Source organism: Massilia luteola, from assembly GCF_034420155.1.
Classification (GTDB): Bacteria; Pseudomonadota; Gammaproteobacteria; order Burkholderiales; family Burkholderiaceae_D; genus Telluria; species Telluria luteola.
The window spans coordinates 98,495-120,086 of record NZ_JAXOFN010000009.1 but is presented as its reverse complement, the minus strand read 5'-3'; the positions used below and the strand labels follow the sequence as shown (position 1 = coordinate 120,086).

The following is a 21,592-nucleotide window of genomic DNA, read 5'->3' as shown; positions in this document are numbered from 1 at the left end:
GCCGGAGGCCCCGGTTCCACCGGTCCCGCCCGCTTCGGATGTCGTTCCCGCAACACCGCCGCTGCCTGTCCAGCAGTGATGCTACGCCGCGGCGCCGGTTTTCCGATATCCTTGATGGCTCCGCGCCCATGAGGCGCGGAAGTCATTTACACGCCGGGAATTGAAGATGCGTCTGCGCCATATCGAAGTGTTCCACGCCATCATGCAGGTCGGCACCATCAGCGGCGCCGCCCAGGTCCTGCACATCTCGCAGCCGGCCGTGACGAAAGTCCTGCAGCATGCCGAGCTCCAGCTGGGCATGCCGTTGTTCGAGCGCGTGCGCGGCAAGCTGTATCCGAAGCCGGAAGCGCACCGCCTGTTCGCGGAGACGGAAAAACTGAACCGCGACCTGCAGGGCATCCGCCGCCTCGCCGCCAGCCTCAAGAATCGCGCCGAAGAAACCGTGCGGCTGGTCTCCACGCCCACCATCGCCGTCTCCGTCCTGCCCGCCGCACTGACCATGTGGCGGCGCGACTTCGCCCAGACGCGCTGCGAGCTCGCCACCTTCCACACGAGCGAGATCGTGAACGCGCTGCGCCTCGGCGAGGCCGATCTCGCCTTGTCGCTGCAGGACCCGCGCCATCCCGGCATCGAAGCGGAGGCGATCGCCCAGGGCGCGCTGACCGTGATGGCGCCGGCCGGCACGTGGTCCGAGCAGGCGTGCCGGCAACCGATCACGCCGGCCGGCCTCAGCGGAGAATTGATCGGCCTGGCCGACCGCGACCCGCTCGGCGAAATGGTCGTGGCCGCGTGCGAAGCGCAGGACGTGCATCCGGTCTTCCACACCGTCGTGCAGACGTACCAGATCGCCAGGTCGCTGGTCGAGGCGGGCGCCGGCACGGCCGTGCTCGACCCGTTCACGGCCGCGTCCGCCGCGCCGGGCAAGGTGCAGTGCCGCCCGTGGGCGCCGGCGATCCCCGTCCAGCTGTACCTGCTGACGGCCAGCCACGCGCCGCTGTCGCACGGGGCGCGCGAACTGGCCAATTGCATCGGCGCCACTGCGCGCAGTCTTTTAGACAAGGGATGTTCATGAATACCATCGCCAGCGAGGACATCGCCGGCCACCCCGAGTTCCGTCACCTCTCCACGATCGCCGGCATCGCCGTCGACCTGCGCTACGCGACTCCGGCCAATTTTATTGGCCGCGACCTGTATTCCCCGTACGACTGCGCCTGGCTGCACCGCGACGCGGCTGGCGCGCTGGAGCGCGTCGTCGCCTGGCTGCACGAACGACGTCCCGGCTGCACGCCGCTCGTGCTGGATGCCTTGCGCCCGCAGCGCGTGCAGCAGCAACTGTGGGACGCGCTGGCCGGCACCGGTCTGCAGATGTACCTCGCGAATCCAGAGCGCGGTTCGATCCACTCGTTCGGGATGGCGCTGGACATCACGATCCTGGACGAACAGGGCCGCGAACTCGACATGGGCACGGGCTTCGACGACATGACGGCGTTGTCGCATCCCGCGCTGGAAGAGCGTTTCGTCGCGAGCGGCGAACTCACGGCCGTCCAGATCGCCAACCGCCAACTGCTGCGCGGCGCCATGTTCCAGGCCGGCTTCGTCGGCATCAACACCGAGTGGTGGCACTTCGATTGCGGCGACCGCAACGTCGTGCGCGCGACTTTCCGCCGCGTGCTCTGAGCCCGTCGCACGGCGCTGTCGCGCCACGCTGACGGCCCCCGTGCACGCTTGAGCAAGCTCATTCTCCAGTATTCGCCGGCCGGGACAATCGGTCCACTGAACCCCGCCCAAGCGAAGGAGATAGGAGATGAAGAGCTCGTTGCTGTCCTGTTTTGCACTACTGCTGATGACCGTGCTGGCCGGCTGCAGCACCGATAGCGGCAGCCGGTTCGCGTCGCGCGACACCACGGTCGAGTACTACCGCGTATTCGACATCAAGACCGACGCCCCGGCCCCGGCCGTGGCCCGCGCCGCCACCGACGGCATCGGCCGCAACGTGAAGGAGGCCGCCATCGCGACGCCGGCCGTCGAGGTGACCGACCTGCCCGGCCACTTCCGGATGGCCGATCCCGCGAGCGCCGCGCCGGGCACCGCCGTCGACAAGAGCCCCAGCTGCGAAGGCGCCGCCTGGACCGCCAAGGCCGCCCCGCACGTGCGCGGCGGCGACAACATGAACATGGTCGCCTGCCTGTTCCCGTACAAGAACGGCTACCACCTCGACATGTACGCCGTCTTCACGAAACCGGACGGCGGCTGGCTGTCCTGGCCGCGCCGGGTGGGCGGGATGATGTTCGGCACGCCGGAAAAATTTACGGAAAACACGATGCTGGACATCGTGCGCGCGATCCGCACGACGACCCGGGCGCAGGTGTCGCTCGTGGAAGCGAAGCCGAACCTGCCGGGCACGCCGTGGATGGAAGGGGGCGAGGTACCGCTTGCCGCGCGGCCGTAGGGTGGACAGCTACATACGCTGCGGTGGACCTGTCGTGACGTCAGCGCCGTCCACGCGGCGATACGCGACGGCGGTGTCGTTACGGTGTGGCGGACACCGCCGACGGCGTACCATCCAGGCGCGCCACCCAATCGACGAGCGCATCGAGCACGGCCCGCCCACGCCCGTTGCTGACCCGGTCACTGTTGACGTAGGCGACGAGCACGCATTGCCTGCCATCCGCATCCTGCACATAGCCGGCCAGCGCCACGACGTTGGACAGCGTGCCCGTCTTGAGGCGGGCGTGGCTGGCGGCCGGGCTGTCATGCAGGCGGCGGCGCATCGTGCCGTCCACGCCCGCGATCGGGATGCTGGCCAGGAATTCCGGCGCCCAGTTGCTGCGCAGGCCGGCTTGCAGGAGGGCCGCCATCTGGATGGGCGTGACGCGCTCGGTGCGCGACAGGCCCGCGCCGTTTTCCAGCACGAGGCCCGTGTCGTCGATGCCGTGCGCACGCATCCAGGCGCGGACCGTCGCCTCGCTGCGCGCGAGCGTCGGCACCGTCGCGGCGTCGCCCGGTTGCGGACGGCTGCCCAGCACGGGGTCCGGCTCGAGCGCGCCCAGGCTCAGGAAGAGCAGGCGCGCCAGCGTGTTGTCGGAAGGTTTATTGGTGTCGCGGATGATCTCCGGCAGCGCGCGCGAGACGTGCTCGGCCAGCAGGCGCGCATCGGGCGGCGTGGCGCCTTCGACGGCCGTGCCGGCGAGGGTGCCGCCCAGCGTCTTCCAGACGCGGCGCACGAGGCGGGCGACGTATTCCTGGCGGTCGATCACGTTGATCGACTCGCTGGCCACGCAGTTTTTCGGAAAGGTCCCGTGCAGCACGACCTTGATGCCGCCGCCCGCGCGCGGCACCGCTTCCGGCGTCTGCCAGCCGTCTTCCCAGGCCTGGCAGGCACCGTCGACGAGCTTCAGGTCCGATTCGACGGTCACGCCGTCGAGTTCGGGTTGCATCGCCACGCGCACGCGCGTCGCGGCCCGGCCGTCGGTGCGCGGCGTCGAGCGCAGGTCCAGTTGCAGCATGTTGCGGTTGACGAAGACGGCGTCCGGCGCGACGTTGTAATACGCTTCCGGCGATTCGTCGAACGGCGGCACGCCGAGGTCGAGGCGGGCCGGATTGAACAGCTGGCGGTCGATGACGAGGTTGCCGGCGATGGTGCGGATGCCCTGGTAGCGCAGGCTGCGCAGCATGGTCGTCAACGCGTCGGTGGTGAGGTCGGCATCGGCGCCGCCGCGCAGCACGAGGTCGCCTTTCAGCACGCCGCCCTTGAGTTCGCCCGTCGTGCGCATCTCCGTGCGGCCGCGGAACGCGGGGCCCAGCTGCTCGAGGCTGACCAGCGTCGTGACGAGTTTGATGGTCGACGCCGGCTGCATGGGACGGTCGGCCAGGTGGGCCAGCACCGTCTTGTCGCCGCGCAGGACGAGCACGCTCACGGCGTCTTCGGGAATCGCGGCCGTGCGCAGCGCGTCCATGACGGGCAGCGGCAACGGTGTCGTCATCGACGACGGCGGCGACGGTGACGGCGATGGCTGCGACTGGGCCGCGGCCGGATTGCCGATGGCCAGCAGCGCGGCGGAAAGGAGAGAAAGCGCGTGACGACGAAGCATGCCTGTCCTTGAAATAAACGTTAGCCGAAGAACACGTAGGCCACCGCGATCGCCGCGACGATGCCGGCCACGTCGGCGATCAGCCCGCAGGAAATCGCATAGCGGGTCTTGCGCACGCCGACCGAGCCGAAGTACAGCGCGACGATGTAGAACGTGGTGTCGGCCGAGCCCTGGAAGATGCAGGCCAGCCGGCCGACGAACGAATCCACGCCATAGGTCTTCATGGCGTCGATCATCAGCGCGCGCGATCCGCTGCCGGACAGCGGCTTCATCAGCGCGGTGGGCAGGGCGGGCGTGAACGCGGTGTCGAGGCCGGCCAGCCGGATGAGCCATTCGAGGCCCTGCACGATGTAGCCGAGCACGCCGGAATTGCGGATCACGGAAATGGCGACGAGCATGCCGACGAGGTAGGGGATGATCGTGAGGGAGGTCTGGATGCCGCCCTTGGCGCCTTCGATGAAGGCCTCGTACACATTGACGCCCTTGCGCAGGGCGGCGACGATGAACACGACGATGATGCAAAACAGGATCAGGTTGCTCGCGACCTTGGACACCGTTTCGATTTCCGGTTTCGTAAGGTAGTGCGTGAAGTACCAGATCAGCGCGGCGATCGCGGCCGTCATGCCGCCCAGCCAGCCCAGCACGACGCCGTGCAGCAGGTTGATGCGCTGGCGGATGGACACGGCGATGATGCCGGCGACCGTGGCCACATAGGTCGCGATCATGCACGGAATAAAAATATCGGACGGGTCCTTTGCGCCGAGGATGGCGCGCTGGGCCATGATCGCGAGCGGGATCAACGTCAGGCCCGACGTGTGCAGCACGAGGAACATGATCTGGGCGTTGCTGGCCGTGTCCTTGTTCGGATTCAGCGTCTGCAGGCTCTCCATCGCCTTCAGGCCGAATGGCGTCGCGGCATTGTCCAGGCCCAGCAGATTGGCGGAAAAGTTCATCACCATGTGGCCGGTGGCGGGGTGGTCCTTGGGCACGTCCGGGAAGATGCGCGAAAAAAACGGGGAAATGAGCTTCGCCAGCCAGCCGACGACGCCGGCCTTTTCGCCGATGTTCATGATGCCCAGCCACAAGGTCATCACGCCCGCCAGCGGCAGGGCGATGTCCATCACGCCCATCTTGGCGGCGTCGAAGGTGCCGTCGATGATGCGCTTGAAAATCTCGGTATCCCCGAGAAAGATCCATTGGGCCAAGGCCGCAACGAAGCCGACGAGGAAGAAGCCGGTCCAGATGTAATTTAAAGCCATGATGTCGTTGGTTCAGGCCGGCCGGGTCCGGCCTCGGGCCTGAGCTCGATTGTGCAGCGGAGAGTATAGGCGCAGAGCAAGCTGCGCTGATGAAAGAATGCCGTGCGGCTATGTAAAAAAGTTATGTATGGAGGCGCCGGCCGCTCTGCCGCCGGCGCCTCCGCATGTGGCACGGCCGCCCGCGCGTATTGCCTGCGTCTAACGCCTGAGCCTATGATACGCAACGCTTCCAGGACCCCCGCCATGCCGACACGCCGTTCCCTCCTTGCTTCCCTGCTGCTCGCCGCTCTCGTCCCGTTCGCCGTCGCCGCCGCCCAGGGCGCTGCCACGGAACCCAAGGTCCTGCACATGTTCCTGTCGACGAGCGAGACCGGCCTCGACCCGGCCGTCGCCTCTGACATCGCGACCTTGTCCCTGCTGGAAAACCTGTTCGATCCGCTGTTGCGCTACGACTATCTCGCGCGGCCCGTGAAACTGCAGGGCGATGGCGCGCAGGCTCTGCCGGAGGTATCCGCCGACGGCCTCACGTACACGTTCCACATCCGCCGCGGCATGCATTTCACGCCCGATCCGGCGTTCAAGGGACCACCGCGCGAGGTGACGGCGGCAGACTACGTCTACAGCATCAAGCGCCTGTACGACCCGAGCCTGAAGTCGCCGTGGTCGTTCATGTTCGAAGACAAACTGCTGGGCGACGCGGCGCTGAAAACCGCATTCAGCTACGCGACCGACATCCCCGGCCTGCAAGCCATCGATCAATACACGCTGCGCATCCGCCTCGCCGCGCCGGACAACAATTTCCTGTTTTATCTCGCCACGCCGGCCACGGGCGTCGTCGCGCGCGAGGTGATCGAGGCGTATCCGGGCCAGGCCGGCAACCACCCCGTCGGCACGGGGCCGTTCATGCTGGGGGACTGGAAGCGCAGCGACCGCATCGTCCTCGTCGCCAATCCGGCCTCGACGTCCGTGTTCCACTCCAGCGTGACGGCGGACACGGCTACCGATCCGGCCGACCGCGCCATCGCCCGCGCGCTCGAGGGACAGAAGCTGCCGCGCGTGGACCGCGTCGAGGTCAAGATCGCGGAAGAATTCCAGGGCCGCATGCTGGGCTTCCTGAACGGCGAATACGATTACCTGGAGCAGGTGCCGGAGTCGATGACGGATATGGTCATTACGCACGGCAAGCTGAGACCGGACCTCGCCGCGCGCGGCATGCAGTTGTATCGCTTCCCCGTGCTGCAGACCTATTACATGTGGATGAACATGGACGATCCGGTGCTGGGCGGCTATTCGAAACAGAAGGTGGCGCTGCGTCGGGCCATCTCGCTCAGCTACAACAGCGCCGAGGACATCGCCCTGCTGAAACAGGGATTCGCGATCAAGGCCGAGTCGCCGCTGCCGCCGGGCGTGCTCGGCTACGACCCGAATTACCGCAGCCCCGTTCCCTACGACCCGGCCCTCGCGAATGCGTTATTGGACCGCTTCGGCTACGGCAAGCGCGACCCGGATGGGTTTCGCCGCATGCCGATGCTGGGCGGTGGCACGGTACCGTTGACCTTGCAGATGAGCAGCGAAGCGACCGTCGGCGGCCGCCTGCGCGACGAGTTGTGGCGCAAATGCCTGAACGCCGTCGGCCTGCGCGTCGTGTTCAAGTCCGATAAAAAGACGGAAATCATCAAGGCGTCGCGCCTCGGCAAGGTGCAAATGTTCGAGAGCAACTGGATCGCCGACTTCCCCGACGGCGACAATTTTTATCAGCTGCTGTACGGCCCGAACGCGGGCCGCGCCAACTATGCGCGCTTCAACCTCCCGGCCTATAACGAGCGTTACGAGCAGGCGCACAAACTCAAGGATGGTCCCGAGCGACAGAAGCTGTATGTCGAGATGAACCAGCTGATCCACGCCTACAACCCGTGGGTGCCGTTGACGCATGTGTTGTCGGCCGATATCCGCCAACCGTGGCTCAAAAACTACAAACGCCACCCCGTCGAATTCACGCAATGGCGCTATCTGGACGTCGATGTTGCGGAAAGAGCACGTGCCGCAAGAGGGAAGTGATAGTTTTTGCTAGATTAACTTAGTGAAACATTCCCTGTAGTTATACTCAACTCCGGAATTTTCATTGGCTGGGCGCGCGCCAGTGCGCTTACCTTTGAAGACGACATAACGTAATGCAAAGACATTACGCATCGACATAGCGCACCAAGGAGAGGCACGTGAGATTAAAAAAGTTAGCGTACATGATCGCCCTGATCGGCGCCGCCGCACCGGCTGTCGCGCAGCAGGTGCAGTCCGATAAACCGATCGCACGTGTCGAAATCACGGGCTCCAGCATCAAGCGCATCGCCACCGAAGGCGCGTTGCCGGTGCAGACGATCACGCTGGACCAGCTGGACAAGCAGGGCGTCACGAACGCCGAACAGCTGATGCGCCTGATCTCGGCGAACGGCACGGGCGCCGACAATATGACTTCAGGTAATAACGTGTTCGGTGCGGATGCCGACCGCGTCAGCGGCGGCGGGTCGTTCGCGTCGCTGCGCGGCCTCGGTCCGTCGGGCACGCTGGTGCTGATCAACGGCCGCCGTATTTCCGGCTACGGCCTGTCCGGCAAGGCGGTCGACCTGAACACGGTCCCGCTGGCGGCCGTCGCGCGCGTCGAGATCCTCAAGGATGGCGCGTCCGCGATCTACGGCACCGACGCCGTCGGCGGCGTGATCAACTTTATCCTGAAAACCGACTTCGAAGGCGTGCAGGCGAATGCCAGCGGCAACTGGACCCAGCACGGCGGCGGCGCCACGCGCCGCCTGCAGATCGTGGCCGGCCACGGCAACCTGGACACCGACCGCTTCAACATCATGGCCGCCATCGGCTACGACCGCGACAACGAACTCGATTCGCACCAGCGTTCCTTCGCCAACGGCTTCCAGCCGGCGCGCGGCCTGTCGCCGGACACCACCGGCACCCCGGTCGCCAACCAGCTTGCGGGCGCCGGCACGGCGCTGGGCGCGAACTACCAGTTGCCGGGCGATCCGAACAAATACCTGCAGGCGGGCTTGCTGAGCCTGCAAGGCAAGTGCGACAGCGTGCCGGGCATGATGCAGTACGCGACGGCGCTGTGGAAAGACGTGACGTCGCCGCTGCGCTCGACGCATTCCTGCGCCTACGACTACGGCGGCGACTACGTGATGCAATTGCCGACGGAGCGCACCAACGGCGTCGCCCGCGCCACGTTCCAGATCGACCCGAACCACCGCGTGTTCGCCGAAGCCGTCGGCGCGCACACGACGTCGCTGGCGATCCTGACGCCGACGCAGATCTCCACCTCGCTCGCGAACGGCAACGCGTATCCGGCCGGCGGCCCGTACTACCAGGACCTGTCGCCGTACATCGCTTCGTTCGACAAGACGAAACCGATCATCTACAAATGGCGCGCGTGGCCGCTGGGTAACCGCACCCAGAACTACACGACGGATACGGTGCGCCTGATGACGGGCGCCGAGGGCACCTTCGCCGGCAAGTGGGATTACAAGATCGACCTGTCGCACAGCGAGAGCCACACCAAGACCGACCTCGTCGACGGCTACGCCTACACGAGCGCCCTGTACCAGGTGCTGGGCAGCGGCGTCGTGAACCCGTTCGCCGCGCCGTCGCAAGGCCAGAGCGCGGCCGCGATGCAGGCGCTGGAAGCGACCAAGTTCTACGGCCGCCTGCAGCACGGCAAGACGACGCTGACGCAGTTCAACGCGTCGGTCTCGGGCGAGATCTGGCAGCTGCCGGCCGGCCCGCTGCAGGGCGCGATCGGCACCGACCTGCGGCGCGAGGGCTACGGCTTCGCGCAGGACGTCGACGCCACCAAGATCCTGCTGGCGCCGGGCAATGCGAACCAGGACACGGTCAACCGCAACATCAAGGCGATCTACACCGAGCTCGTGGTCCCGGTCATGAAGAACCTGGAACTGCAGCTGGCGCTGCGCCGCGACGATTACAGCCTGATCGGCGCCACGACGAACCCGAAGATCGCGTTCAGCTACCGCCCGACGAACTGGTTGATGCTGCGCGGCTCCGCGAATAAGGGCTTCCTGGCGCCGAGCTTCGCCCAGCTGTATTCGGGCCGCCTGAGCCAGGAATTGCCGAACGGCGTGAACGACCCCGTCGGCTGCGCGACCCACCCGGGCGATCCGCGCTTCTGCGCGATCGAGCGCCTGTCGTATTTCAGCGGCGGCAATCCGGGCCTGCGTCCGGAGACCTCGAAGCAGGGCACGCTGGGCTTCATCGTCGAGCCGAGCAAGAACTTCTCGGCGTCGGTCGACTACTGGGCGATCAACATCAAGGACCGCATCCTGAACCGTACGCCGCAAGTCGTGCTGGCCAACGAGGCGTCGCTGCCCCAGTACATCCACCGCAACGCCGACGGCACCATCGCCTACGTCGACGCCGGCTGGATCAACGCGTCCGGCCTCAAGACGCGCGGCGCCGACGTCGGCCTGCGCGGCCGCGGCGACCTGCCGGACGGCTGGCGCTGGAACGCCACGCTGGACGGCACCTGGACCCAGAGCTATCAATTCGCCGAGTTCGAGGGCCAGCCGTACGTCGAATACGTGGGCAATTTTTATACGCGCGACCTGTACCTGCGCTGGAAGCACAACGCCACGTTCAGCGTGAACAAGGGCCCGTGGGGCTTCCTGTTGAGTAACCTGTACCGCGACGGCTACGCGGACGAGCTGCCGAACGGCGGCAAGGGCACGCCGCCGGCCGGCTTCAACCCCCACGTGGCCAGCTACACGACGTGGGGCCTGTCGACGACGTACACCGGCATCAAGAACACGACGGTCACCGTCGGCATCCAGAACCTGTTCGACCGCGAGCCGCCGTTCACGGCGCACAACGTGGACGAAGTCGTGGGCGCCGGCTGGGATCCGCGCGTGGCCGATCCGCGCGGCCGCTCGCTGAGCTTCGACGTCAAGTACCGCTTCTTCTAACCGTCATCCGGATTGCCAGTATCCTTGGCGTACCGGCGGCCCGCGTCCATGGAAGCCACAAGCTTCCGCGGCGCGGGCCGTTTAACTTTGAACCACATCCCATGAACGGCAGGCGCAGATTCAACGCGACGATGGCGGCGGCGCTGTTGTTACCCTTCGCGTCCGCGCGGTCCGCATCCACCATGACACCACTGATCAAACCTCCTCGCCTCGCCCGCGGCGACGTCGTCGGCCTCGTCGCGCCGGGCGGCTACACGAGCGACGCCGCCATCGAGAAGGCGGTGCGGCACATCGAGTCGCTGGGCTTTCGCGCCAGGCCGGGCACCTATTTGCGCGACGTCTGGGGCAATTACGGCGGCACGGTCGCCGCGCGCATCGCCGACCTGCACGCGATGTTCCGCGATCCTGAAGTGAAAGCCATTTGGGCGATCCGCGGCGGCTCCGGCTGCATTTCCCTGCTGCGCCATCTGGACTACCGCCTGATCCGCATGCATCCGAAAATCCTGCTGGGCTATTCGGACATCACGGCGCTGCATCTCGCCATTCACCGCCACGCGGGCCTCGTGACCTTCCACGGCCCGGTCGCATCGAGCACGCCGTCCGATTATGCGACCGAGCACCTGCTGGCCGTGCTGACGGCGCCGCGGGCGTCGTACACGATCCCGATGTCGGCGGATAACGACCGGCGCGCGCTGGACGCGCCGTGGTACGCCACGCGCACCGTGCACGAGGGCGTCGCCGAGGGGCCGCTCATCGGCGGCAACCTGTCGCTCGTAAGTGCGCTGGCCGGCACACCGTATGCGGCCGATTTCACGGGCAGCCTGCTGTTCCTCGAGGAAGTGAACGAGGAACCGTACCGCATCGACCGCTGGATGACGCAGCTCGATCTGGCGGTCGGTTTCGACAAGGCGGCCGGTGTCATGGTCGGCATCTGCGAGAACTGCGGACCGCAGGGCGACGGGCCGTCGCTGACCCTGGACGAGACCCTCGACGTGCATTTGCAGCCGTTGCGGGTGCCGGCGGTGACCGGGTATTCGTTCGGGCATATCCGCAACCAGTTCACGATTCCGGTCGGCGTGCGGGGCAGGCTGGACACGGAATCGCGGACGGTAACCTTGCTGGAGCCCGGCGTCAGTTGAAATACCGTCGCCCCCGCGCAGGCGGGGGCCCAATGTTGCATGCGTGACCGCACTGCCGGCAACTTGGGTTCCCGCCTGCGCGGGAACGACGGTGACGGTAACGGTCTCGGTGACGGTATCGGTGACGGTGACGGTGACGTTGCCGGAAGCAGCCGTCAGCTGAGAGACCGTCGCCCCCGCGTAGGCGGGGGCCCAATATTGCATGCGTGACCGCACTGCCGGCAACTTGGGTTCCCGCCTGCGCGGAACGACCGTCCAGGGGCGCGGTCGTGTTTTACCAGTGCCACGCCTCCTGCAATTTCTCCTTCAGATACCCCACGAACAAGCGCACCCGCGGCGCGAGATTCCGCTGATGCGGATACACCGCGTGCAGCGGCGCCGCCGCCATCGCGTGGTTCGGCAGCACGCGCAGCAGGCGGCCCGCCGCGAGGTCGTCGCCCACGTCCCAGATCGATTTCAATGCGATGCCGCTGCCGGCCAGCGCCAGTTGCTGCGCGGCGCCGCCGTCGTTCGTGAGGAACGCGGCGTCCACGCGCACGGGCGCGGTGTCGCCGCCGTCGAATTTCCAGTCGGTGCGGCGCTGGTCGCCGATCACGATGAGGCGGTGGCCTGCCAGTTCGGCCGGGGTGCGCGGTTCGCCGTGGCGCTCCAGGTAGGCGGGCGACGCGCACAGCACGCGGTAGTTCGGCGCCAGTTCGCGCGCGACGAGAGATGAGTCGGCCAGCGCGCCGTAGCGGATCGCGAGGTCGTGGCCGCTGTCCAGCAGGTCGACGACGGCGTCGCCCAGTTCCAGCTGGATCGTCACTTGCGGATGCAGGTCGTGGAACGCGGCCGCGATGGGCGCCAGCCAGCGCCGCCCGAACTCGCCCGGCGCGGTGATGCGCAACAGGCCGTGCACGCCGTCGCGGCGCTGCGCGAGCAGGGCTTCGGCCTGTTCGACTTCATCGAGGATGCGCAGCACGCGCGCGTGGAACAGCCGGCCTTCATCCGTGAGCGTCTGGCGCCGCGTCGTGCGCTGCAGGAGGCGCGTGCCCAGGCTCGCTTCCAGCAGGGATAAACGCTTGCTGACGACGGACACGGGCACGTCGAGCTCGCGCGCGGCGGCCGACAGGCTGCCGGCGGAGACGATCCGCGCGAACGCGACGAGGGCAGGGAAGTTGTTGGCGAGCGTGTTCATCTTGCGCTTTTTGGAAACAATGATTTCGTATTCTGCCGCTATTTTTCGCCAGGCGTGAAATCTATGATGGCTCCATCGATCAACGCACGATGGAGCGATCATGAAAACAACCCACATCCTTGCCTGCGCAACCCTGTTGCCGGCGCTGTCGGCGCTGCCGGCCTTCGCGGACGACGGCCTCGTACGACCCGATGAACTCATCGCCGACGCGTCGCTGGCGCCGGCGCAACGGGACGCCGAACTGCTGGCGGCGCGCCGTTACGCGACGTTCTGGCACACTGGCGATGAACGCTATGCCCGCGCCGCGCTGGCCCCCGGGTTCACGGACCGCACCCTGCCGCCCGGCCGCGCGCAAGGCGTGCCGGGGCCGCTCGCGGCATCGCGATTCGTGCGCACGGCGATCCCCGACCTGCAGGCGGACCTGCAACAGATGATCGTCGCCGGCGACCGCGTCACGATGCACTACCGCTTCCACGGCCATTTCACGGGACGGTGGGCGGCTACGCAGGGCCGGGGGCAGGCGGTGGATTTCATCGCCACCGACATTTATCGGATCGCGGACGGCAAGATCGCCGACAACTGGCATATCGAAGACAACCTCACGCTGATGCAACAACTGGGCCTCGTCGCCCGCTGAAAGGAATCACCATGCACATCGATTTGACCGGCAAGACCGCCCTCGTCTCGGCATCGACGGCCGGCATCGGCCTGGCGACGGCCATCGGCCTGGCCCGCGCCGGCGCCACCGTCATCCTGAATGGCCGCGGCAGCGACACCATCGACAGCGCCCGCGCGGCCGTGCTGGCCCAGGTGCCGCATGCACAGCTGCGCGGCGTCGCCGCCGATCTCGCCACTGCCGACGGCGCGGCCGCGTTGATCGCCGCCGAGCCGCATGTCGACATCCTCGTCAACAACGCGGGCACGTACGGGCCGCAGGATTTCTTCGAGATCGACGACGCCACCTGGGAGCATTTTTTTCAACTGAACGTGATGTCGGGCGTGCGCCTGACGCGCCATTATCTGAAAGGGATGCTGGCGCGCGACTGGGGACGGGTCGTGTTCGTGTCGTCGGAATCGGGGCTGAACATCCCGGCCGACATGATCCACTACGGCATGACGAAGACGGCCGAGCTGGCGATTTCGCGCGGACTGGCGAAACTGGCGGCCGGCAGCGGCGTCACCGTCAACGCGGTGCTGCCGGGGCCGACGCTGTCGGAAGGCGTGCGCGCCATGCTGCAAGGCGCGGCCCAGGAGGCGAATACCTCGGTCGAGCAGGCCGCGACGGCGTTCGTGCGCGCGCAGCGTCCCAGCTCGATCCTGCGGCGCGCTGCGAGCACGGAGGAAGTCGCGAACATGATCGTCTACGTGTGCTCGCCGCAGGCGTCGGCCACGACGGGCGCGGCGCTGCGGGTGGATGGCGGCGTCGTGGACACCATCGCGTGAGCCCTCATGCCACGACGTCGTCGATCTGCGTCGTCACTTCCTCGAACGCGGCGCTGACGCGGTCCGGGCCCATGCTCACGCCCTCGGCGTAGATGAACTCGACGTCCGTCATGCCCAGGAGGCCCAGCACGCCCTTCAGGTACGGCACCTGCGAGTCGAGCGGGGTGTCGCGGAAGACGCCGCCGCGGGCCAGGCCCACATAGACTTTCTTGCCGGTGACGAGGCCTTCCGGACCGTTGGCCGTGTAGCGGAAGGTGTGGCCGGCGCGGGCGACGGCGTCGATCCACGACTTGATCTGCACCGACACGCTGAAGTTATACATCGGCACGCCCAGCACGATGACGTCTGCGCGTTTCAGTTGCGCGATCAGGGCGTCGTCCAGCGCGACGCGCGCGCTTTGCTCCGGCGTGCGCTGGTCGGCCGGCGTGAACAGGGCGGACAGCGCGGCTTCGTCCAGCACCGGATGCGGGTCGCGCGCCAGGTCGCGCAGCTCGACCGTCGCTTCCGGATGGCGCGCTGTCAGGCGCGCCGTGATGGCGTCGGCGACGCGGGTGGAATTCGAACCGCTGGCACGGGCGCTACCGTTGATCTGCAGGATGTTCATCGTTGTTCTCCAGAAGGATGGGGTCGATGGAGAACATTGTATTGGTTGTTTCTGGCGGGATTAAGCCGGTTTTTCGGATATCATTGTTCCGCTGATGGGATGAATATCATCGATCGCTTGACTCGTGTGCATACGCACCTATGATGGGCCCATGACCGCATCCGAACGACTCCTGGCCTGCAACTGCTTCGCTTCGCGCAAGGCGGCGCGCCTGATCACGAAGATGTACGAAGACCATCTGGCAGGCGTGGGCCTGACGAGCACGCAGTTCTCGATCCTGGTCTACGTCGAGGAGGTCGAGGCGGCGTCGATGAAAGACCTCGCCGTCACGCTGGCGATGGAGCGCACGAGCGTGATCCGCGCCCTGCAGCCGCTGGCGCGCGACGGCCTCGTGGCCATCGGCCCGCATGAGGAAGACGCGCGCCGCAACGTCGTGCGCCTCGCCGACGCGGGGCGCGCCAGGCTGGCGCGGGCCGTGCCGGTGTGGCAGGCGGCGCAGGCCGAGTTCGAGCGCCGCTTCGGCACCGCGCTGGCCGGGCAACTGCGCGGGGTGGGGTGAGCGATTCAGCGCGCCTCGAACACGAGGCACGTCGTGGTCGCATGCGCATACAACCGTCCCTGCGCGTCGACGATCTTCCCTTCCGCCGTGGCGAGCTGGCGCCCGCAATGGAGCACCGTCCCGATCGCGCGCAGCGGCCCGCCGTCCAGTCGCGCGCCGCGCACGAGGTTCACGCTCAGCTCCGCCGTCGTGTAGGCGTAGCCCGGCTCCAGCGCGGTCTGCACGGCGCAGCCCACGGCCGAGTCGAGCAACGTCGCATACCAGCCGCCGTGCACGGTGCCCATCGGGTTCAGGTGCATGGCCTGCGGCGTGCCCTGGAACGTGGCCGAGCCCTTATCGACTTCGACGAGGAAGAAGTCGAGCGTCTCGGCGATGTGCGCGTACGGAAAGCGGCCGTCGAGCAGCGCCTGCATCACCGCCAGTCCCGTCATCCCGCGCGCTTCCTGCGCCGGCACCACGCCCGGGCGTCCGCCGCCTTGCTCCACCCGCGCGCGCACCGCGCGCAGCTGCGCCTCCCATTGTTCCGCCACCGTCTGCTGCGTGTCCATGCAACTCTCCTCGTCCGTTATTGAGTGTATATGCAGCTATTCGATGCCGATTATGCCCAGGTTTCGGCATACCCGGGGTTATACTCGCTAGAGGGAGGGTACTAACGCCGTCCCGGCAAGGAACACCGGACATGACATCGCGCCCGCAATCGAACGACCCCCTGTGCAACTGCCTCGCCCTGCGCCAGGCGTCGCGTTACATCACCGGCGTGTACGACCAGGTGCTGAGCGAGGCCGGCCTGCGCGTCACCCAGTTTTCGATCCTGTATAAACTGCTGGGGCTGGGGCCGATGACGGTCAACCAGATGTCCGCCGAACTGGTCATGGACCGCACGACCCTCACCCGCAACCTGAAACCCCTCGAGCGCGACGCGCTCGTGACGACCGGTCCCAGTGAACACGACAAGCGCGAGCGCGTCATCGGCCTGACGCCCGCCGGCAAGGCCAAGGTCAAGGCCGTGCTGCCGCTATGGCGCCGCGCCCAGCAGACCTTCGAGCAGAACTTCGGCAGCGAACGCGCGCTCGAACTGCGCATGCTGCTGCGCGCCGTCGTCGAGACGGGCATCCACGACCCCGACGTCAAATAATCCTGATCTCCGGCCGGCCGTGCGCCATGCGGTTTTCAAAATACGTGTATATACTCCTATTTGCGTGATCCCGCCATCCAACCCGAAAGGAGTCATCATGTCTGCCCGCGACATTGTCCTGTGTGCCCCCGTGCGTACCGCCATCGGTACGTTCAACGGTTCCCTGAAATCCATCCCCGCCGTCGAACTGGGCGCGGCCGCCGTGCGCGCCGCCGTCGCGCGCGCGGGCATTGCTCCCGACGCCATCGATGCGGTCCTGATGGGCAACGTGATCCAGGCCGGCAACCGCATGAATCCGGCGCGCCAGGCGGCCATTCACGGCGGCATTCCCGTGAGCGTGCCCGCGATGACGCTGAACCGCGTGTGCGGCTCGGGCGCCCAGGCCATCGCGTCGGCCGCGCACGAGATCCTGGCCGGCGAAGCGAACGTCGTGCTGGCCGGCGGCATGGAGAACATGGACCAGGCGCCGTACCTGATGCCGCAGGCCCGCTGGGGCGCGCGCATGGGCCATGCGCAGATCTACGACAGCCTGCTGCACGACGGCCTGAACGACGCGTTCTCGGCCCAGCATTCGGGCTGGCACACGGAGGATCTGGTGAAGGACGTCGACATCGGCCGGTCCGCGCAGGACCGCTGGGCCGAGCGCTCGCAGCGCCGCTTTGCGGACGCCCAGGCGGCCGGCGCCTTCAAGGATGAAATCGTGGCGATCGAGATCGCGGGCAAGCGCGGCGTGCAACTGTTCGACACGGACGAAGCGAACCGCCCGGACACCACGCTGGAGACACTGGCGAAACTGAAACCCGCGTTCCGCCCGGACGGCACGATCACGGCCGGCAACGCGCCGGGCCTGAACAGCGGCGCGGCCGCCGTCATCGTCGCCGACCGCGCGACGGCCGAGCGCCTCGGCCTGCAGCCGATCGCGCGCCTCGTCGCGTCCGGCGTGGCGGCCGTGGCGCCGGGCATGTTCGGCCTCGGACCCGTACCGGCCGTGCAGAAGGCCCTCGCGCGCGCCGGCTGGAACGTCGCCGACGTCGACCGCTACGAAATCAACGAAGCGTTCGCCGCCGTGCCGCTCGCGGTGGCGCGCAAGTTGTCTCTGGCGGAAGACGTCATCAACGTCGAAGGCGGCGCGGTGGCGCACGGCCACCCGATCGGCGCGACGGGAGCCGTGCTGACGGTGCGCCTGCTGCATGCGATGCGCCGCGGTCTCGCGCGGCGCGGCATCGTCACGCTGTGCATCGGCGGCGGGCAGGGGATCGCGCTGGCGCTGGAACGGATCTGATAAACGGCAGGTTTAATAAACACGCGGCCTTGAAACCGTCACCCGCGCGCAGGCGGCGGCCCGAGTGCTGCGCGCTCCAACGCTGGAACGGATCTGATAAACGGCAGGTTTAATAAGCACGCGGCCTTGAAACCGTCGCCCCCGCGCAGGCGGGGGCCCAAGTACTGGGCGCTCCAACGCTGCGCATGCAAACTGGGTTCCCGCCTGCGCGGGAACGACGAGATGGTGGGTCATTCCGCTACCGCCTCCCGCATTCTCTCCACCAGAAACTCCCGGAGCACCCTGACGGCCGGCGACACCTGCCGCCGGCTCGCCAGCACCATGTACAGCGGCTGGCTGTTGCCCTGCCAGTCCGCGCACACGACGCGCAGCGCGCCGCGCGCGAGGTCGGCCTGCACGTCGATGCGCGAGCGGTAGCACAGGCCCAGGCCGTCCAGCGCCCAGCGCCGCACGATCTCGGAATCGTCGGCCACGCGGTCGCCGCGCACCGTCACCTCGATGTCTTCCCCATCCTTGCTGAAGCGCCAGCGGTCGTTGACCGTCTCGTCCAGCATGAAGCACAGGCAGTTGTGCCCCGCGAGGTCATGCGGCGACGCCGGCACGCCATGGCGCGCCAGATAGGCCGGCGACGCGCACAGCACGCGGTGGTTCTCTTCCAGCAGCGGCAGCGCCACCATGCCGGATGCGCGCGGCTTCCCGAAGCGCAGCGCGATGTCGACCGGTTCCCGATAAATGTCGGCCAGGCGGTCCGTCAACTGCAGGCGCAGCCGCACGCCCGGATGGCGTTCCTGGAATGCGTTCAGCCACGGCAGCACGACGTGGCGGCCGAGGTCGGACGGCATCGAGATGTGCAAAGGGCCTTCGATCGCATTCCCGCCCGCGCGCAGTTCGTCCTCGGCGTCGCGCAGGCCGTCCAGCAGCGGACGGCAGCGCGCCAGCAGGCGTTCGCCGGCCACCGTCAGGCGCATGCTGCGCGTCGTGCGCACGAACAGCGCCGTGCCGAGGTCCGCTTCCAGGCGCTTCAGGCGCGCGCTGGCGACGGCCGGAGAAATCTCCAGCAGCCGCGCGGCCGCCGACAGGCCGCCCTGCTCCGCCGTCGTCACGAAGAGTTCGAGGTCGCGCAGGTTCATGGCTTTATTTTCAAATAAAAATTGAAATTGATTTCGCAATTGCCCAGTTTATCAAAAAGGCCGGCGCGGCCAGAATGGCATGCATCGATCACCCAGGGAGCCCACATGAAAGCCATCGCCTACCAGAACAACCTGCCCATCGCGCACGCCGACGCCCTCGTCGACGTCACCCTGCCGGACCCGGTCGCGACGGGCCACGACCTGCTCGTCGAGGTGCGGGCCGTGTCGGTGAATCCGGTCGACGTGAAGGTGCGCGCCAGCGCAAAGCCGGCCGACGGCGAGTGGAAAGTGCTCGGCTGGGATGCGGCCGGCATCGTGAAGGCCGTCGGGCCGGACGTCACGCTGTTCCGTCCGGGCGATCGCGTCTGGTACGCCGGCTCCATCGCCCGCGCGGGCAGCAACAGTGAGTTGCAGCTGGTCGACGAGCGCATCGCCGGCACGATGCCGCAAACGCTGGATTTCGGCGCCGCCGCCGCACTGCCGCTGACGAGCCTCACCGCGTGGGAACTGCTGTTCGACCGCCTCGACGTCCCGCTCGACGAACGCGGCGAAGGCAAGTCGTTGCTCGTGATCGGCGCGGCCGGCGGCGTCGGCTCGATCCTCGTGCAACTGGCGCGCAGGCTCACGCGGCTGACGGTCGTCGGCACCGCGTCGCGGCCGGAAACGCGCGACTGGGTCCTTCAAAATGGCGCGCACCACGTGATCGACCACAGCCGGCCGCTCGCCGGCGAGATCCAGCGTGCCAGCTTGAACGCGCCGGATTACGTGATCAGCCTCACGCACACGGACCAGCACTTCGACCAGATCGTCGAGGCCATCGCGCCGCAGGGCAAATTCGGCCTGATCGACGACCCCGCGCCGATCGACGTCCGCCAACTCAAGCGCAAGGCCGTCTCGCTGCACTGGGAACTGATGTTCACGCGGTCGCTGTTTTCGACGCCGGACATGATCCGCCAGCACGAGATCCTGAACCGCGTGGCGGACCTGATCGACGCGGGCACGCTCCGTTCGACGGCCAACGAGAACTTCGGGCGTATCGATACGGCGAATCTCAAGCGCGCGCACGCGCTGATCGAGTCGAACCGGGCGCAGGGCAAGATCGTGCTGGCCGGGTTCTGAGCGTTACTGCAAGCGGTGCGTGATTTCCATCGCGAACGGGAACAGCATCTCGCACGGCTGCCCGTGGCAGACCGCGGGTTTATAACGCAGGGCCATGGCGGCACTGGCGACGTAGCGGATCACGTCGTCGTCGAAGCTGCCCACCTTGCGCACTTCCTTCGGCTTGCCGTCGACCCCGACCAGCACGTGCAGGCGCAGCAGGCCGCGCGCGTTGTACTTGCCGGCGGCGGCCAGCGTGACCCGGTTGAATTCGACGGTGCCTTTCAACGGGTAGGGCGGCTCGTCGCCCGGCTCCAGCGCCGGGTAGCGGCTGCGCACGATGTCCTGCTGATCCGGCGTGAGGCCATCCCAGCCCACGTTGGTCGGCAGCGCCGACGTCACCTCGGTCTTCGCCAGCAGCGTGCCCGTGTCCGGGTCGGCCTGGTGCTGCTTGAACTTGTTTTCCGGCTTGGCGGCCGGCGTCTTGCGCGCGCCGGGATCGAACGTGCCGGTGCGGCCGCTGCCGGCATACGTGATGCGGTCGCCGTCGACCGGACGGCCGTCGCGGAATTCGCCTTCGATCATGCCGCCGAGGGCAAAGGTGAGGCGGCCCTGGCCGTTCGGGCGGTCGGCGCGGAATTCGCCCTGGTAGGCGTCGCCGTTCGAATAGATCTGCACGCCCTTGCCTTCGCGCCGCATCATTTTGAGGCTGCCTTCGTAGCGCAACGCATTGGCGAAGTGGAGATAACCCTCGCCGTCCGGCATGCCGTCGGTCATCGAGCCGACGTACGTGAACTTGTCGCCCGCCTTCAGCTTGCCCTCGCCGCTGACCGCGCCGCGCGCGAACTTGCCTTCGATGCGCCGCGTGCCGCCGTCCTGCGTCGTCCATTCGAGTACGCCGGTGCCGTCCGCAAAGCCGTCCTTGCACGGGCCGTTCCAGTGCACGGATAGTTCGGCGGGGACCGGCAGCAGCTTGCCGACCTGGCAGTCCGGCGCGCCGTAGTGGACAGGAAGGTCGTCCGCGAAGGCGGTTGACGCGATGCAGGATGCGAGCAGCAGGGGCAGGATGGTTTTCATCCTGGAACTCTAGCATGCGGGTCCGGCCCGGATGCTCACCGATTCTCACCCCTGGCGCAGCCCGAACGTCATGTAGCTCAGGTCGTGGCTGGCATCCGCGATGCGGAGCATGTCGGCCACGCGCGCGACCGTCGTGAAGCCGGCGCGCACGTACAGTTCGCACGCGGGCAGGTTGTCCGACAGGACTTCGAGATCGATCCAGCCGATGTCGGTGTCGTCGCGCGCCCAGCCGGCCGCCGTTGCGAGCAGGCGCCGTCCAAGCCCGCGCCGCCGCCACACGCGGTGCACGCCCATGCCGAGCATGGCGCGGTGCGTGGCGGCCGGTTCGGGACGGCCGCGCAGGTCGACGTGGCCGGCGATGTCGCCGCCCGGTGCGATGGCCAGCCACAGGCGGCGCCAGCCCGGCGCGCCGACGGCGATGTCGATCCCCTTGATGAACGCGATGCGCAGCCCGGCCGGCAGGCGTGGCTGGCCGGGCGCCACCGGCTGGAACAGCGGCGTGCCGTCGGCGCCGTTGTCGCGCAGGTGGTCGTCCAGGTAGGCGAAGAACGGCGCCAGGTCGGCGGTGCCGGCCGGGCGGATCGTCAGCCTGTCCGCGCGGTCCATCGATGCGTTCATC

At 67.4% G+C, this 21,592-nt stretch carries 20 protein-coding genes; 12 read left to right on the top strand and 8 right to left on the bottom strand.

Going from position 1 to position 21,592, the window contains the following annotated elements; translation table 11 throughout:
• Window positions 1-166: 166 nt before the first annotated feature.
• From U9J41_RS12475 to U9J41_RS12465, 3 genes are all read left to right on the top strand, one after another.
• Window positions 167-1,072 (top strand): LysR family transcriptional regulator, encoded by a 906-nt coding sequence (locus U9J41_RS12475; RefSeq protein ID WP_322402505.1) that lies wholly within the window; start codon window positions 167-169, stop codon window positions 1,070-1,072.
• Window positions 1,069-1,677 (top strand): M15 family metallopeptidase, encoded by a 609-nt coding sequence (locus U9J41_RS12470; RefSeq protein WP_322402504.1) that lies wholly within the window; start codon window positions 1,069-1,071, stop codon window positions 1,675-1,677. The genes U9J41_RS12475 and U9J41_RS12470 overlap by 4 nt, the downstream gene beginning before the upstream one ends.
• Window positions 1,678-1,804: 127 nt before the next feature.
• The gene (locus tag U9J41_RS12465) at window positions 1,805-2,449 is read left to right on the top strand and encodes a hypothetical protein (RefSeq protein WP_322402503.1); all 645 of its coding nucleotides are present in this window, start codon (window positions 1,805-1,807) and stop codon (window positions 2,447-2,449) included.
• 79 nt (window positions 2,450-2,528) lie between these two features.
• Here U9J41_RS12465 and dacB read toward each other — a convergent pair whose 3' ends face one another.
• Both dacB and U9J41_RS12455 read right to left on the bottom strand, forming a co-directional pair.
• Window positions 2,529-4,091, bottom strand: a complete 1,563-nt coding sequence (dacB, locus tag U9J41_RS12460) for a D-alanyl-D-alanine carboxypeptidase/D-alanyl-D-alanine endopeptidase (protein ID WP_322402502.1) — start codon at window positions 4,089-4,091, stop codon at window positions 2,529-2,531.
• A 20-nt stretch (window positions 4,092-4,111) separates the two neighbouring features.
• Window positions 4,112-5,350 (bottom strand): nucleoside recognition domain-containing protein, encoded by a 1,239-nt coding sequence (locus U9J41_RS12455; protein WP_322402501.1) that lies wholly within the window; start codon window positions 5,348-5,350, stop codon window positions 4,112-4,114.
• A 243-nt stretch (window positions 5,351-5,593) separates the two neighbouring features.
• Between U9J41_RS12455 and U9J41_RS12450 the strand changes: the two genes are divergently transcribed.
• The 3 genes from U9J41_RS12450 to U9J41_RS12440 all read left to right on the top strand — a co-directional run bounded on the left by U9J41_RS12450 (window position 5,594) and on the right by U9J41_RS12440 (window position 11,468).
• Window positions 5,594-7,408 carry an ABC transporter substrate-binding protein gene (locus tag U9J41_RS12450; protein ID WP_425260368.1) on the top strand — a complete coding sequence of 605 codons (1,815 nt, stop codon included), beginning with the start codon at window positions 5,594-5,596 and terminating at the stop codon, window positions 7,406-7,408.
• A 182-nt stretch (window positions 7,409-7,590) separates the two neighbouring features.
• Entirely contained in the window at window positions 7,591-10,329 is a 2,739-nt protein-coding gene (locus U9J41_RS12445; RefSeq protein WP_322402500.1) for a TonB-dependent receptor, read from the top strand.
• Between the two features lie 182 nt (window positions 10,330-10,511).
• Window positions 10,512-11,468, top strand: a complete 957-nt coding sequence (locus U9J41_RS12440; RefSeq protein WP_322402499.1) for a S66 peptidase family protein — start codon at window positions 10,512-10,514, stop codon at window positions 11,466-11,468.
• A gap of 274 nt (window positions 11,469-11,742) precedes the next feature.
• On the opposite strand, the gene U9J41_RS12435 is transcribed toward U9J41_RS12440, so the two are convergent.
• On the bottom strand, window positions 11,743-12,645 hold the full coding sequence (locus tag U9J41_RS12435; RefSeq protein ID WP_322402498.1) for a LysR family transcriptional regulator: 903 nt from the start codon (window positions 12,643-12,645) through the stop codon (window positions 11,743-11,745).
• A 100-nt stretch (window positions 12,646-12,745) separates the two neighbouring features.
• On the opposite strand from U9J41_RS12435, the gene U9J41_RS12430 reads away from it, so the two are divergent.
• Window positions 12,746-13,282, top strand: coding sequence for an ester cyclase (locus U9J41_RS12430; protein ID WP_322402497.1), 537 nt, complete (start codon window positions 12,746-12,748; stop codon window positions 13,280-13,282).
• Window positions 13,283-13,293: 11 nt separating this feature from the next.
• On the top strand, window positions 13,294-14,088 hold the full coding sequence (locus U9J41_RS12425; protein WP_322402496.1) for an SDR family NAD(P)-dependent oxidoreductase: 795 nt from the start codon (window positions 13,294-13,296) through the stop codon (window positions 14,086-14,088).
• Window positions 14,089-14,092: 4 nt separating this feature from the next.
• Here the strand turns inward: U9J41_RS12425 and U9J41_RS12420 are convergent, their stop codons facing one another.
• Window positions 14,093-14,692: an FMN-dependent NADH-azoreductase gene (locus U9J41_RS12420; RefSeq protein ID WP_322402495.1), complete on the bottom strand. Its 600-nt coding sequence runs from the start codon at window positions 14,690-14,692 to the stop codon at window positions 14,093-14,095.
• Between the two features lie 151 nt (window positions 14,693-14,843).
• On the opposite strand from U9J41_RS12420, the gene U9J41_RS12415 reads away from it, so the two are divergent.
• The gene (locus U9J41_RS12415) at window positions 14,844-15,251 is read left to right on the top strand and encodes a MarR family winged helix-turn-helix transcriptional regulator (protein WP_322402494.1); all 408 of its coding nucleotides are present in this window, start codon (window positions 14,844-14,846) and stop codon (window positions 15,249-15,251) included.
• A 5-nt stretch (window positions 15,252-15,256) separates the two neighbouring features.
• Here the strand turns inward: U9J41_RS12415 and U9J41_RS12410 are convergent, their stop codons facing one another.
• A complete protein-coding gene (locus tag U9J41_RS12410; RefSeq protein ID WP_322402493.1) occupies window positions 15,257-15,799 on the bottom strand; it encodes a PaaI family thioesterase in 543 nt (180 codons plus the stop codon).
• A gap of 131 nt (window positions 15,800-15,930) precedes the next feature.
• Here U9J41_RS12410 and U9J41_RS12405 point away from each other — a divergent pair, with 131 nt between their 5' ends.
• Together U9J41_RS12405 and U9J41_RS12400 are read left to right on the top strand one after the other, a co-directional pair.
• Window positions 15,931-16,386: a MarR family winged helix-turn-helix transcriptional regulator gene (locus U9J41_RS12405; RefSeq protein WP_322402492.1), complete on the top strand. Its 456-nt coding sequence runs from the start codon at window positions 15,931-15,933 to the stop codon at window positions 16,384-16,386.
• 97 nt (window positions 16,387-16,483) lie between these two features.
• Window positions 16,484-17,668, top strand: a complete 1,185-nt coding sequence (locus tag U9J41_RS12400; protein WP_322402491.1) for a thiolase family protein — start codon at window positions 16,484-16,486, stop codon at window positions 17,666-17,668.
• Window positions 17,669-17,898: 230 nt separating this feature from the next.
• Here U9J41_RS12400 and U9J41_RS12395 read toward each other — a convergent pair whose 3' ends face one another.
• Window positions 17,899-18,798 carry a LysR family transcriptional regulator gene (locus U9J41_RS12395; RefSeq protein ID WP_322402490.1) on the bottom strand — a complete coding sequence of 300 codons (900 nt, stop codon included), beginning with the start codon at window positions 18,796-18,798 and terminating at the stop codon, window positions 17,899-17,901.
• A 105-nt stretch (window positions 18,799-18,903) separates the two neighbouring features.
• Between U9J41_RS12395 and U9J41_RS12390 the strand changes: the two genes are divergently transcribed.
• Window positions 18,904-19,917, top strand: a complete 1,014-nt coding sequence (locus U9J41_RS12390) for a zinc-binding alcohol dehydrogenase family protein (protein ID WP_322402489.1) — start codon at window positions 18,904-18,906, stop codon at window positions 19,915-19,917.
• Between the two features lie 3 nt (window positions 19,918-19,920).
• Here the strand turns inward: U9J41_RS12390 and U9J41_RS12385 are convergent, their stop codons facing one another.
• Window positions 19,921-20,973, bottom strand: coding sequence for a hypothetical protein (locus tag U9J41_RS12385; protein ID WP_322402488.1), 1,053 nt, complete (start codon window positions 20,971-20,973; stop codon window positions 19,921-19,923).
• 45 nt (window positions 20,974-21,018) lie between these two features.
• A complete protein-coding gene (locus U9J41_RS12380) occupies window positions 21,019-21,591 on the bottom strand; it encodes a GNAT family N-acetyltransferase (protein ID WP_322402487.1) in 573 nt (190 codons plus the stop codon).
• Window position 21,592: the final 1 nt, after the last annotated feature.